Raw genomic sequence first — 15,507 nt, 5'->3', positions numbered from 1 at the left:
TATATAACTAATTATCAACAAAAGTGAGAGTCTATGAATTCTATACGAACACAGTTAATTTCTTTTTTTAAAGAAATTGCACCTGAATCCTATCATATTGAAGATGCTGCTTATATTCTTCATATAAAGGGCGCAGATGCATTAAACAATTGTATCAAAATAGCTCGGCAATTAGCGAACGAAGGTATTTTATGTACAACTAATTACCAAGTATATTCTTTTGGTACCGCCTATGAAGAATTTGAAGGTATTTATAAAGCATATCGATCAACATATGGCTTTGTACTAATGCCAAATGGCGTCGAAGATATTTATATCAGTGAAAGTAATCGTTATAAAGCTATGCATAATGACAAAGTACTAGTGCGTTTATTGTCTAATTCGCCAAGTACAAATCATCATCGCGAAGGAATGATTGTCAAAATTTTAGAACATGCTAACGAAACAATTGTAGGTACGTATGATCGATTATTAAAATTTGGCTTTGTTACACCGATTGACGAACGACTAGGTGATGATATTTATATAGACTTATCTAATGCACTAGATGCTCGTTCTGGTGCTAAAGTTCTAGTAAAAATTACACAGTGGCCAACAGAAACAAAAAAAGCAGAAGGTAAAATCATTGAGATTTTAGGCTATAAGGGAGATACCGGATTAGATATTAGTCTAATCATGGCTAACCACCATATACCATGTTCCTTTCCCGCAGAAGTTATCGATGAAAGTAGTGCTATATCGAAATCTGTTGACTATAATCAATCACGCATGGATTTACGCGATGAGTTGGTTATCACTATCGATGGGGAAGATGCAAAAGACCTAGACGATGCTGTTAGCGCTAAACGATTAGATAATGGTCATTTTGAATTAAGCGTGCATATCGCTGATGTAAGTCATTATGTAACATCTCGTAGTGCTATTGATCAAGAAGCCTATAATCGCGGAACTAGTGTATATTTAGTAGATCGTGTAGTGCCCATGTTACCAGAAATATTATCTAATGACATTTGTAGTTTAAATGCTCATGAAGACAGAAATACTATGACATGTATCATGGAGATTAATGCTCATGGGAAAGTGGTAAATTATAAAATAGCACCTTCTATTATCAATGTGGGGCGTCGCTGTAACTATAAAGAAGTTTATAAAGCGATTACCCAACAGATTATCCCTGATGATTTAGCGCCTTTCATGGATATGATTCGATTATTATATGAAATATCTAAGATCCTAAAAGCTATGAGGAAAAAATCAGGCGCCTTAGATTTTAATTTTCCCGAATATAAAGTACTATTAGATACTGATGGAACTCCACTTAGAATTGTAAAAAGGGAACGTACATTAGCCGAAGAGTTAATTGAACAATGTATGTTACTAGCTAACGAAACCGTAGCTTCCCATTTAGAAAAAACGCAACACACCTCTATCTACCGTATTCATGAAAAGCCTAGTGAAGAGAAATTAAATCAATTACAAACCGTTACTCATTATCTAGGCTCTTCTACTACATTTGATGCAAACACAATCACACCTAAAGCCATACAAGAATTTTTAAACTATAGCAACGGTACTGATTTTGAAGTAGTGGCACAAATAATGACATTACGCTCCATGCAACAAGCTAAATATAGTACTGAAAACAAAGGTCATTTTGGATTAGCCTCATCCTGTTATACACATTTTACTTCCCCCATTCGTCGCTATCCTGACTTAATGGTGCACAGATTGTTAAAGGCTAACTTACATTGGTCATCTGGATATATAAAACGTGATTATAATGAACAGTTTTTAATGAAAGCTGCTGAGCATGCATCAAAACAAGAACAGATAGCTGTAGCAGCTGAGCGAGATGCAGAGGATTTAAAAAAAACAGAATATATGGTGCCATTTATAGGTGATACTTTTATAGGAAAAGTTAGTAGTATTACATCGTTTGGAATGTTTGTAGAACTAGAAAATGGCATTGATGGTCTTGTCCATATTAATATGATGAATGATGATTATTATTTTTATGAAGAAGAGCACTTTGTATTAGTTGGAAAACGGACTGGTAAAATATATCGATTAGGTCAAGAGGTTGAAGTAACCTTAATTAAAGCGGACATAGAGAAAAAACAAATCGACTTTGTACTTGGCAAGGTTGATAATCTACGGAGCTTACAAAATCAACTAGAGAAAAATGTGAATAGTAATTCTAAAAAAACTGATTATTCCCGTAAGAAAAAAGAAATTCATAAAACACACCATACTAAAGACAAGAGAAAAATAGATCGCACATCCGCCTCTCATCATCACAAAACTAGTAATAAGTATAAATCAATATCAAATATTTCTAGCAATCTAGAAAATAGTGAGCTCTACAATGACACGGAAGAATACTATATAAAAAAATTACACTACAAAGATAAAAATAATGGAAAAAACCCGATAAAGAAAAAACATAAAACTCGCTGTGCTAAGAAGAAGCATATATAACAAAAGGAGATAGCTATGTCTAAAAAAACGAGCAATTCTTTAATTACAGATAATCGTAAAGCTCGACATGATTTTAATATTCATGATACATTTGAAGCAGGAATTGCATTAACTGGTACAGAAATAAAATCAATTCGTCAAGGAAAAATAAATTTAAAAGATAGTTTTTGTCGTATTGAAAATGGGGAAATCTTACTATATCAAGTTCATATTAGCCCTTATGATCAAGGTAATCGATTTAATCATGACCCTGAACGAACACGAAAATTACTTATGCATAAGTCTGAAATTCATAAATTATTAGGACAGATTAAGGAAAAAGGATACTCTTTAATCCCTCTTAACTTTCACTATGCACATGGTTATGTAAAGGTTACATTAGGATTAGTAACTGGTAAAAAAAATTATGATAAACGTCATGATATAGCAGATCGTGATGCAAAGCGTGACATTCAACGTCGCTTACGAGAACAAGAAAAATATTAATCCCCTTATCATTAAATTACTAGTATCATAGCTATGCTTGCATCTATTTATGTACTCATCTGAGCTTTGATACATAAATACGTGAAACTGGCATTGTATGATCCTATAAAATTATATATCTCTAAAAGAGAATGCCCTATAGTCTATTAAGTATTGACTGTAGGGCATTCTCTTTTATATTTTAAATTTCTTATTGATAATTAAGACAACTTTATTTATAATTAAATCAAATGTAAACCTTATTTTATTATTTTAGTTAACAATTTTATTTATCGAGGTGCTGTGATGAAAACAAAATCTATTATCGAAATTGCTATTCTTGCTGCTTTAATTAGTATTGTAGGGGCTATCAAAATTCCTAATCTTATACCTGGATTAGAATTTCAATTATCTGCACCATTAGCGATTGCAATATGTGTATCTTTTGGATTCAAAAAATACATTATTGCAGGATGTATTTCTAGTCTGTTGGGATTATTACTCGGTACGCAAACAATAGTCAATGTTATGATTGCCCTACAATTTAGATTAATCGTAGGACTAATCATATATCTTGGCCAACGTCATATACTATCAATTATCATTGCTGGCCCAATTGCTTCTACGTTATCTCGGATTTCCCTAGGTATATTTTTTGGAAAACTAAGTATTGCATTGGTAGCTGCAGCCGTTCCAGGCATGATATTTACTGCAATAATGGCCCCTATTTTATCAAAAGTCATGATACTAGTCGTAAAACGCAGTAAAGCACTGTCTGCCACAACAAGTTGCCTATCCTAATTAAGAAGAAATTTTTTAATTTCCTATCAAGTGAAAGATGATACTAACTCGTCATCACTCGTATTATAAAATAATAATGAATGATAAGTAAATTGATAAAGGATCATATTATGTTATACAGTATTCGAATGAGAGCAGCCAAGGGTGGATCGCATGAAACAGGAGGTACACATATTTCAGGTGCAGAACGGATTGTAGCAGATAACGAGTTATCTACCATTGCATCAGAATTAATCACTAGGGCTTTACATCATGCCAAGGGACAAGCAGACTATATTAATCTTACTATTGATACCGTTAATAAAGACAACGTCATCTATATTAACAGCTTACCGATAGAAACTCATACTGTCAATTCTGTAGAGGAAGGACATGCAACTGCTACAGATTTATTAGTAAAAAGTGGTATCACTCCAACGGCCTGTAATCGTGCTATCCAATTATTGCTTACATTAACAACCAATATGCGTGGTGCCATATTACTGGATGCCGTAACAGGCAAACGATTAGATTCTACTAATGATCGTGGTATTCGAGTAAGTCATATGGATGCTATACAATCTAATACAGTTCTTTCAGGTAAACACCATATGTATGAAGCACTCACATTGGCTAGTAAGGTATCATCTTGTAACGGTGTATTAGGAGAACTATGTTGGTCAGATGATCCAGAATACGTAATTGGCTATGTCAGCTGTAATCATACGTATCATAGAATTAGTAAACTGAAAGTTCCTTCATCACCTATGGGAGGACGCGTATTTTTTATTCAACCTCATATGCCAGTAGAACCTATTATAGATTACTTAGAAAATACTGATGTACTAGTTGATATAAATCAAGCATGTATAAAATAAAAGTTATTCGTAAAATCTACTACACAAAGTAGTAATTTATTGAAGTAGTGCTAACATATATACAAGCTAGTATATGTAAAAATTAATTACAAAATAGTAGATATGTTAGTATTCATAGTGAATAGCACTCATTTTTATAAGTAATTTTTAGAAATAACAACTATATCACTATATTGATAAGGAATATGCTATGAATTTAATTAAATATATAACGTTATTAGAAAATAAAAGAATAGAAAAATTATATCGTCATTGTACAGAATATTACCCTAAGTCTCCCTCAACAGTTGTATTAGAAGGGAAAGAATATGTAATGATGGCCTCTAATAACTATTTAGGCCTCACACATCATCCTAAAGTTATACAAGCGGCTATACGTGCACTAGAAACATATGGTACAGGTTCTGGTGGTTCTAGACTAATTAATGGTACGCATAAATTATTCACTACATTAGAAAAAGAATTGGCCACCTATAAAGAGACGGAAAAGGCTCTAGTATTTAACACAGGCTATATGGCAAACGTAGGAACTATTAGTGCCCTAATGGGAAAAGATGATCTCATCTTTAGCGATGCCTTAAATCACGCTTCTATTATCGATGGTTGTCGCATGAGTAAAGCTAATATTATTACGTATGAACATTGTAATATGAACGATTTAGAGAAAAAATTACAATCTTATGGCAATCAAAGTCAAAATAAATTAATTGTAACAGATGGCGTATTTAGTATGGATGGGGACATAGCACCACTGGATAAATTAGTTTGGCTAAAAGAAAAATATAATGCCTTATTAATGGTAGATGATGCCCATGCTACTGGTGTCATAGGAAATGGTAAAGGGAGTGCCCATCATTATCATCTAGCTCATAAAGTAGATATACAACTTGGTACACTAAGTAAAGCACTTGGCTCTGTTGGTGGATTTGTTGCAACAAACTCCATTATTTCTGATTATCTAATAAATACTAGCCGTCCTTTTATTTTTTCTACTGCCTTGGCGCCTGCTAATATAGGAGCCGCCTTAGCGGCATTAGAACTAATCGAATCAGATACAACTTTGATTAATAAATTATATGATAATGTAAAATATTTATCTAGCCGATTACAACGAATAGGTCTTTTAGCTACCTCACATACACCTATTTTCCCGATTATTGTAGGTGATGCAGAAAAAGCATTACGCCTATCAGATATATTGAAAGAAAATGGTATTATAGTAACTGCGATTAGACCGCCCACTGTACCAAAAGGGGAGTCAAGATTACGTTTAACAGTTACTGCCTCCCATACAGAAGAACAATTGAATCAAGTAGTGGATGCATTTATATCTATTTTTAATAATACATGATAAATAGGATATACAACTCACTTCCAGTAAAGTATATGTACAATTATTACTGCATGACCACACTCCATGAAACTCCTCTATACATAAGAAGAGAATTAGACTATAAAAACAACAGAGTATGTCTGTATTATCGTATATAAGCAGTAAAATTAATTTTATTATACATATAAACAGCAACATCTAAGCAAGAACTAGTCCGTAAAATTATAGAATATTACGCCTAACAAATCATGCACAAGATGTTGCTGTTTTCTACTAAAAAACAGTAATAAAAACTATCTCTTATTACTGTTAATACTATATAGATGGTGGAGATGACGGGAGTCGAACCCGTGTCCAAAAGCGTTGCCATATAAACTTCTCCGAGTGCAGTTAATGTTTTATGATTTCAAAATAGTTTTTGTACATTAACAAACTAGACTATTTCTAACTCATGTAATTTTACTTAATTTATATGAGTCTTTAAATTAAGCTAGCCCGTTGTTTGACGTTCTTTCTATCCCTGCGGGCCAGAGATAGAAGAACGTAGCTTATGCAGCTAATGCAAAATTTTCTTCTGCGTTTAAATGTTTTCCACCGTTTATCGGCCTAATGGAACGCCGACTCGCTATTTATACCACACTCGCCCCTGTCGAAACCTTTACATCCCCAGGTATGTGTTATTTCATTATAAAAGTCATACCTATTATTGTCAATATCAAATCCTATCATATGAGAACAGAAGCGCCCGCAGCACTACCTCTCCATAATGATATAAAAAATACTTTAACACATGATATAAAAATTCTATGAGAAGATATTAATACTTACATATTTTAGAAAACTTTATAAGCGATATGCCACAATATATCTATATTACAATAGATGGGGGATGTTTGACACACCTCTTTTTTTTCAGTAAAATTAGATGTGGTACTGAATTAGCCTTTTTAAGTTTTTACTAATTCTACTTATATATGAGGACCATATGAAAGATAAAATTTTAGAAGCCGCTAAAATTGCCATTGAAACACAAGGTGTTATGTTTAAAATGGATGATTTAGCTAAAAATTTGAACATCAGTAAACGTACTTTATATGAGCACTTTTCATCAAAACAAGAAATCATAGAAACAATTATAAATAACTTAGTAAACGACTTTCATAAAGTACATCATGCTATACTAATCGATACTACATTAACGGTAGAAGAAAAATTGATAAAGTATTTTTCCTATCGTTCGCCTATTTTTAGCTCATTACAAGGAGAGTATTATCGTGAATTATATATTAAAATGCCTGATGTATTAGAATTTTGTACAAAGCGTACAGAAAAAGATTGGCAAGAGCTAAAAGAGTTTTTATGGGAAGCGCAAAAAAAAGGCAAATTCGTAACGTAGATATTGATACAACTATTTTATTGCTGAAAGGTCTTATGCAGCTTATATTTTATGATAATTCTAAAAGCTTAGATGAATGTTATCAATACTGTCTAAAAGGGACTGATATTATACTAAAAGGGATAATCCGTTAAATGAGAGGAGTTACAGTAATGAAATTATTTAACACTAAATTAGTAGTATTACTATCAGCTATAAGTCTGTCTATAGTCATGATAGCTACTACAGGATGTGGACATCAGGCACCACCAAAAGGAGATATTATCGTCAACTCCTATAAACTTTCTAGTTCAGATGTACAAACTAATTCTTCTTACACTGGCACGATTATTGCACAAAATAAAACTGCTATTCATGCACGTGTAACAGGTTATGTTATCGAAAAATATGTAAAAGGTGGCGATCATGTAGTGGCTGGTCAACCACTATATAAATTAGACTCTCGTCAATATGAAGCTGATTTAGCTAGTGCTCAAGCTAGAGTAGCCAGATCAACTGCTGCCTATGAAAATGCTCGTCGTGATTTAGAACGGTATCAACGACTAGCTAATGACAATGCAATTGCTCAACAAACAGTAGATACACAAGCTGCTACAACAGAACAATCTATGGCTGCAGTACATGCCGATGAAGCAGCTATGCAAATTGCAGAAAATAATGTTTCAGATACTATCGTATATGCACCATTCACTGGAACCCTTGAAATGAATGATGTCGACTTAGGAACCTATGTAACAGCAGGACAAACCACATTAGTTACCATCGATTCTATTGATCCTATCTTTGTTCAATTCAGTCTTACAGAAGCTGAGTATTTGAGCCTTATGAAAGAATTCGGACTTGGAGCAAATAACAAATTACAACTTAAACTTGGCGATGGTTCTTTATATCCATATATGGGAACTATCATGCAATCTGCTAAGACATTAGATCCTGGTACGGGTAAATTAATTATAAAAGCTTCTTTCCCTAATCCTGACGGCTTGTTAATACCTAATATGTTTGCTACTGTAATGGTTCCTGGACAGGTTGTTAACAATGCCATATTAGTACCATCCAGAGCAATTGTCCAAGTATTGGATAAGAATTTTATCTATATTCTTGATGAAAACGGAAAAGTCACTCAAAAACCAATTGAAATAGCAGGAACACAGGGAATTTATACGATTGTAAAATCTGGAGTTGCTACTGGCGACGAAATTGTTGTAGATGGTATTACTAAAATAAAAAATGGTGCTATCGTAAAGGCCAAATGTATTAGCAAAAATGAATTAGAATCTACTGGTAAATAGGAGGTAATAACGTGTCCAAATTTTTTATTAACCGACCTATATTTTCTATTGTTATTGCTATTGCTATTACATTGATTGGTGTCCTATCTATGGTAAATTTACCAGTAGCTAAATATCCACAAATTACACCACCCACTGTACAAGTGAGAGCCATATATCCTGGAGCAACAGCAGAAATAGTTAATAACACTGTTGCCTCTGTTATCGAAAACCAAGTTATTGGTGTACAAAATATGGATTATATGGTATCTAATAGCTCTAATAATGGTTTTTATTCATTATCTATCCAATTTGATCAGGGGACTGATGCAGATATGGATACAGTAAATGTACAAAATCGTGTGGCAGCAGCAGAAGCTGCATTACCAAGTGAAGTAAAAAACATAGGTGTTACTACAGTAAAATCAACGGGGGATATGGCATTTATATTTAGTCTTAATTCCCCCAATGGAACCTATAATGATGTGTTCTTAAAAAATTATGGTAGTAACTACTTAATGAATGCCATAAAGTCTATCAATGGGGTAGGGTCAGTCCAAGAATTTGGAGCAGATTACGCTATGCGTGTTTGGTTAAATCCATCCAAAATGGCTCGCTATAATATTACTATTGCTGACATTACTAAAGCACTACAAATGCAAAACAAGCAGGCCGCTGCTGGTACGATTGGTTCTAATCCTACTAGCGGGGATCAACAATTTGAATACCCTATTAAAGTAAATGGTAAATTACAATCTGTCGAAGAATTTGGCAATATTTCACTGTCTAATATAAATGGTAATGTATTGCATTTACGAGATGTTGCACGAATTGAATTAGCTAGTAAAAGCTATGACTTTGTAGCACAAGTTAATAACAAGCCAGTTGCAGGTTTTGCTATTTCTTTAACCAATGATGCCAATGCATTAGAAACAATTAAAGAAGTACGTAAGGTGTTAGACGAAGAATCTAAAAACTTTCCACCAGATTTGGAATACAATATCGTTGTTGACAATACGGAGTTTGTAACCGCTTCCATTGAGGAAGTACTACATACATTTGTAGAAGCTTTATTATTAGTTTTATTAATTGTGTATATCTTTTTACAATCTTGGCGTTCTACAATTATCCCTATGATTGCTGTACCAGTATCTTTATTAGGTACATTTGCAGCATTCCAAGTATTAAACTTTTCAATTAATACATTAACATTATTTGCTATGGTATTAGCCATCGGTCTTGTCGTAGATGATGCCATTGTAGTAGTAGAAGCTGTAGAATATGAATTGAAATATAATGGATTACGGCCTAAAGAAGCTGCTTTAGCGGCTATGAAAAATGTACAAGGCCCAGTTATAGCCATTGCTTTTGTATTAGTATCCGTTTTCGTGCCTGTATCATTTATGGGCGGGATGACAGGTATATTATATAAACAATTTGCTTTAACCATAGCCGTATCAGTCATTATATCGGCTATGGTAGCCCTTATAGTAACTCCAGCCTTATGTGGCACAATGTTGAGACCACACAAATTAAAGGAAAAAGAGGATATTATTCATCGTGGGCTACAGCGTTTTAATGCTTGGATTGATAAGTTCACGAATTGGTATGGATTTGCTCTTGTTAAACTAAGCAAAAAGTTATGGTTATCGATTCTTGTATTAGTAATATTTGTAGTTACTTCTTTAGGCGCATTAAAACTTACACCGACTACATTTGTACCAAGTGAAGATAATGGTTTTTATATCGTAGCTGTCAATCTTCCTGACGGAGCAACTAATTCAAGAACTAATATGATCCTAGAAAAAATAGCTAATTTTTTACGAAGCGATTCAGATATACGAACTGTGTTTGCTGTATCAGGATTTGACTTATTAGGAGGAAGTCAAAAATCAAGTGCAGGTGCTATCTTTGCAGCACTACATGATTGGGATCAACGAACTCGAATGGAACAACAATTAAATACCAAAATCAGAAAAACCTTTGGCTTTGCAGGAAAAGAAGTACCAGAAGCTACTGTATTAGCCCTCAACCCACCATCTATACCAGGACTTGGTGCAACTGGAGGTATAACTATGTACTTAATCAATAAGGCCGGAGATAGCACTGATTCTATGGCAAATGTTGCTAAAGAATTTGTAGCAGCAGCTAATCAAGATCCATCCATTGCACGTGCATTTACGACATTTAGTAATACAACACCGACATTAGATTTTGCGATTGATCGTGATAAAGCGGCACATGATGGAGTTGCATTAACAGATATTTATACAGCTTTACAAGGATTCTACGGAAGTTTGCAAGTGAATGACTTCACAGAATTTGGTAAAAATTATAAAGTAATGCTTCAAGCCGACCAAGAATTTAGGCAAAATACAGATGCATTACATATGATTTACGTTAAAAATTCCGCAGGTAAATCAGTACCAATAGCTAATTATATTACTAAAAAACAATCTGGATCCGCTGCTACATTAACACGATTTGATAATGCCTTAGCAATACGAATCAATGTAACTCCAACTGGAAGCTCTGGCAATGCAATGGCCGCATTAAAAGCAATTCCATTACCTTCAGGATATTCTATTTCATGGGCGGATCAATCTCGAGAAGAGAGCAAGGCTAGTACACAATCGGCTATTATACTGGGACTCGGTTTAATATTTGTATTCTTAATCTTAGCCGCTTTATATGAATCTTGGAAAGTACCATTTGCTGTACTTTTCTCCGTTCCTTCTGGCATTTTTGGAGCCGTAGTAGTTCCTATGTTATTAAACTTTACCGGATTTTTCCTATTATCGAATAATTTATACTTTCAAATAGGATTATTAACATTAGTAGGATTAGCTGCTAAAAATGCAATTCTCATCATAGAATATGCTAAAATTCGTGTCGATCATGGAATGGACTTTGTATCCGCTGCTATTGAGGCTTCTAAAATTCGCTTACGACCTATTCTTATGACATCGTTAGCGTTTATTCTTGGTACTATACCATTAGCACTTTCAAGTGGCGCTGGTGCTGCTTCACGTATATCCATGGGGATAACCGTTGTAGCAGGTATGACTACAGCAACTATATTTGGTATCTTTATCATTCCCATGTTATTCATTCTAATTGAAAAATTAGGCCAACGTAATGATTAAAGCGTATAGGTTAATTTCCATTTATGACCTATCTAATAGACTAATAATAAGCAATCGTGCTATACGTAATATCATAACTCATTTCTCGTTTGTCATATTCCTTATGTATTCTCAAGGTGACTAATTGAAGAAAATTTATAAAATATGCTATAATTATAGAGTTAAAAGTAAGATAAATACCAATAAGTATCAATGTATGAGGTGATATATATGAGTAAATCAACAATTTTAGTAACAGGACATAAAAATCCTGATACCGACTCCATATGTTCGGCTATTGCTTATGCTAATTTAAAGCAACAATTAGGTGTTAATGCAAAAGCAATTTGTGCTGGAAAAGCAAATAAAGAAACTTCATTTGCTCTCAACTATTTTGGATTCAAACAACCTGAAATTTATACAAGTTTTGCTGTACGAGTGAAAGATGTATTAGTTTCAATCGATGGGATAGATACAAACGCTGATTTAAAAGCTATTGATGCTTGGCGCAAAGAAACAGGGATGAATCGTATTCCTGTAGTTAACGGTTCTTCGTACATAGGTGTCATTACCCCAAAACATTTATTAGATGCTATGAGCGATGCATTAAATGGAAAAAATCTTACTATTACTGCTGGAGAAATTGCAAAAACAACTGCGTGTCAAGTAATTTCACCATCTCTAAAATTAAGTGATTTTAATCGTGGTCATAGCGGTGCATTTCCTGTTGTAGAAGATGGTGTTTATTTAGGTATGGTATGGGCTAATGCAGAACCACCTAAAGAAAAACAAAAAGTTATTTTAGTTGATCACAATGAAGCTAAACAAATTATTGATGATATTGATGAAGCAGAAATCATCGAAAATATTGATCACCACAGAATAGGTGGATTAGTTACAGAAAATCCTATTTTTATTCATTATGAACCTGTAGGGTGTTCTTCTACTATTATTTCTAATATGTATTGGCAAATGAATCAAGATATTCCTAAAAATATTGCGGGATTAATGTTATCTGCTATTATTTCAGACACAGTTTTATTCCGTTCTCCAACTTGTACCCCAAAAGATAAAGACGCAGCTACACGACTAGCTACTATTGCTGGTGTAGATTTAGAGACCTATGGTATGGAGTTATTAAAAGCTGGTGCCGATGTATCTGATTTATCTGATGAACAACTTGTGCGCACTGATATGAAAGAATTTTCCGCTGGTAACGACACTATTTCTATCGGACAAATATCTGTAATGGATACGACAGATATTTTAAATCGCAAGTCATCTATCATAAAAGCATTAGAAGAATTGCGTCAAAGTAATGGATATATAGGTTCCTACTTAATGATTACTAATATTTTAGAAGAAAGTACTGATTTAATATTTAGTGGTGATATAACTGATACAGTCAAGAAAGCCTTCGGCAAAGAAGTGTCAGACAACGCCATCTTCTTAGAAAAAACAATGTCTCGTAAAAAGCAAATTGTCCCTCCAATTTTAGGTGCAATGAAATAAAAGAGTAGTACATAATAAAAACGTTGCATTTTGCAACGTTTTTATTATGCGTGTGAATGGATGAAAGGAAGTACTATGAATCCACTCTTACTAGAATTAAATAAAGAACAACAAGAAGCAGTAAAACACACAGAAGGCCCATTACTCATATTGGCTGGTGCTGGATCCGGAAAGACAAAAGTATTAACATCACGTGTAGCCTATCTATTATCACAAGGTATTAGTCCATATGAAATTTTAGCTATTACGTTTACTAATAAAGCTGCCAAAGAAATGAAAGAACGTGTAGAAAATTTGGTAGGAGAGCAAGCTAAAAATATCTGGTTAAGTACGTTCCATAGCTTTTGTGCTAAACTCTTGCGTTTTGAAATTGATGGATATATGGGATATACCCGTAATTTCACCATTTATGATACCTCTGACTCGCAAGCTGTCATCAAGCATGCATTAAAATCTTTAAATTTAGATGACACCTACTTTCCGGTAGGTTCCATGCTAACAGCTATATCATCAGCCAAAAATAAACTACTATTTTCTTCTGAGTATAGGAAATATGCAAGTGATTTTTATAGTCAAAAAGTAGCCGATGTCTATGAGTTTTATGAAGGGGAGCTGAGAAAAAATAATGCCCTTGATTTTGATGATCTATTATTGGTTACAGTAAAATTATTACAATCTAATGCAGCCCTACTCGATAAATACAGTCATCGTTTTCGCTATATTATGATTGATGAATATCAAGATACTAATCACGCCCAATATATATTATCTCAATTATTAGCCTCCCACTGGAAAAATATATGTGTAGTGGGGGATGTGGATCAGAGTATTTATGCATGGCGTGGTGCAGATATTCAAAATATTTTAGATTTTAAGACAGATTATCCAGAAACCGTTCTAATTAAACTAGAACAAAACTATCGGTCTACTAAAATTATTTTAGATGCAGCCAATGCAGTAATTGATAATAATCAAGGCCGACCTGCTAAAAATTTATGGACCGATAAAGTAGATGGCACTAATATACAACATTTCACAGCTCAATCAGAACATGAAGAGGCTGCTTTTATTGGCGATACTATTTATAAAAAATATAGCATTCATTCAATTCCTTATGGGGATATGGCTATTTTATACCGCACTAATGCACAATCACGTATACTGGAAGAAAATTTAATAAAACGTGGTATTCCGTATACTATGGTGGGAGGCACGAAATTCTATGACAGAAAAGAAATTAAAGATGTACTAGCCTATTTACGTGTTTTATATAATCCATTTGATGATTTAAGTTTATTGCGTATCATTAATGTACCTAAGCGAAGTATTGGTACTACAACGGTTACTAAACTGCAAGAGTATGCAAAGGCTACTGGCAATTCTATTTTTATGGCCTTAACCCAATTGCAGTCAATTCCTACCATCAAAGGTAAGACAAGAGAGAAACTGGAAGAATTTGGAATTCTCATTTTTAATCTTGTGGCCACGATGAATGAAAAAAATGTACTAGAATTATTAGAAAGTATATTAGAAGAAACAAAGTATTTAAAAAATCTAGAAGATAGTGATGATCCACAGGATGAAGTACGTGCAGAAAATATTGGTGAGTTATTATCTGTAGCTAAAGATTTTATTGATAGTCATGAATCAGGCACGGTAGAAGATTTTCTTGAACAAGTCGCATTAGTCAATGATGTTGATTCCTTTGAACAAGAAGACTCTAAGGTTACATTAATGACACTTCATGCAGCGAAAGGCCTAGAATTTCCCATTGTATTTTTAGCTGGTTTAGAAGAAGGTCTATTTCCACATAGTCGCACATTAATGAATCCAGAAGAAATTGAAGAAGAACGTCGTTTATGCTATGTAGGTATTACAAGAGCAGAAAAAGAACTTTATATTTCAAATTCTATTACGCGAACTGTATTTGGTCGCACGTCTAACTATTTACCATCACGTTTTTTAGGAGAGATTCCTGAAAATTTAATGGATCAATTACAGAATAAGCAAAAAGTTTCCAATGATATAAAACGAGTTGTACCACCACATATGTCCGTATCTACTAAACCTAAGATTAAGCCAATTATTAGAAATACAGAAATTGAAAATTGGCAAGTAGGCGATACGGCTATCCATGCTAAATGGGGAAATGGCACAATCATTGATGTAGTTGGTAATGGTGCTGCAATGAAATTAAAAATTGAATTTCCTACTATGGGTATTCGTATGGTAATGGCCAAGTTTGCACCAGTGAAGAAAGGGTAATTCA

Annotated in this window: 10 protein-coding genes and 1 other RNA gene; 10 read left to right on the top strand and 1 reads right to left on the bottom strand. The window is 33.7% G+C overall.

What is annotated here, in order from left to right:
* Positions 1–42 precede the first annotated feature (42 nt).
* From rnr to bioF, 5 genes are all read left to right on the top strand, one after another.
* Positions 43–2,478 (top strand): ribonuclease R, encoded by a 2,436-nt coding sequence (gene rnr / locus P6940_RS02175; protein ID WP_338114764.1) that lies wholly within the window; start codon positions 43–45, stop codon positions 2,476–2,478.
* 15 nt (positions 2,479–2,493) lie between these two features.
* Complete coding sequence (smpB, locus tag P6940_RS02170) at positions 2,494–2,964, top strand: SsrA-binding protein SmpB (protein WP_028257060.1); 471 nt, start codon at positions 2,494–2,496, stop codon at positions 2,962–2,964.
* 285 nt (positions 2,965–3,249) lie between these two features.
* Positions 3,250–3,744: a hypothetical protein gene (locus tag P6940_RS02165; RefSeq protein WP_038151692.1), complete on the top strand. Its 495-nt coding sequence runs from the start codon at positions 3,250–3,252 to the stop codon at positions 3,742–3,744.
* Positions 3,745–3,824: 80 nt separating this feature from the next.
* Entirely contained in the window at positions 3,825–4,601 is a 777-nt protein-coding gene (locus tag P6940_RS02160) for a 6-carboxyhexanoate--CoA ligase (RefSeq protein WP_277293077.1), read from the top strand.
* Positions 4,602–4,791: 190 nt separating this feature from the next.
* The gene (gene bioF / locus P6940_RS02155; RefSeq protein WP_277293076.1) at positions 4,792–5,952 is read left to right on the top strand and encodes an 8-amino-7-oxononanoate synthase; all 1,161 of its coding nucleotides are present in this window, start codon (positions 4,792–4,794) and stop codon (positions 5,950–5,952) included.
* A 306-nt stretch (positions 5,953–6,258) separates the two neighbouring features.
* Here the strand turns inward: bioF and ssrA are convergent.
* Positions 6,259–6,602: a transfer-messenger RNA gene (gene ssrA / locus P6940_RS02150) on the bottom strand.
* 317 nt (positions 6,603–6,919) lie between these two features.
* Here ssrA and P6940_RS02145 point away from each other — a divergent pair.
* From P6940_RS02145 to pcrA, 5 genes are all read left to right on the top strand, one after another.
* Complete coding sequence (locus P6940_RS02145; RefSeq protein ID WP_277293075.1) at positions 6,920–7,330, top strand: TetR/AcrR family transcriptional regulator; 411 nt, start codon at positions 6,920–6,922, stop codon at positions 7,328–7,330.
* A 152-nt stretch (positions 7,331–7,482) separates the two neighbouring features.
* Complete coding sequence (locus P6940_RS02140; protein WP_277288080.1) at positions 7,483–8,622, top strand: efflux RND transporter periplasmic adaptor subunit; 1,140 nt, start codon at positions 7,483–7,485, stop codon at positions 8,620–8,622.
* An 11-nt stretch (positions 8,623–8,633) separates the two neighbouring features.
* Complete coding sequence (locus tag P6940_RS02135; protein ID WP_277293074.1) at positions 8,634–11,747, top strand: efflux RND transporter permease subunit; 3,114 nt, start codon at positions 8,634–8,636, stop codon at positions 11,745–11,747.
* 210 nt (positions 11,748–11,957) lie between these two features.
* On the top strand, positions 11,958–13,238 hold the full coding sequence (locus P6940_RS02130; protein ID WP_028257054.1) for a manganese-dependent inorganic pyrophosphatase: 1,281 nt from the start codon (positions 11,958–11,960) through the stop codon (positions 13,236–13,238).
* A gap of 75 nt (positions 13,239–13,313) precedes the next feature.
* Positions 13,314–15,503 (top strand): DNA helicase PcrA, encoded by a 2,190-nt coding sequence (gene pcrA, locus P6940_RS02125; protein ID WP_277293073.1) that lies wholly within the window; start codon positions 13,314–13,316, stop codon positions 15,501–15,503.
* Positions 15,504–15,507: the final 4 nt, after the last annotated feature.

The organism is Veillonella montpellierensis (assembly GCF_947090115.1).
GTDB lineage: Bacteria > Bacillota > Negativicutes > Veillonellales > Veillonellaceae > Veillonella > Veillonella montpellierensis.
The sequence above is the reverse complement of the archived record's forward strand: the minus strand, read 5'-3'. Positions and strand labels throughout refer to the sequence as shown.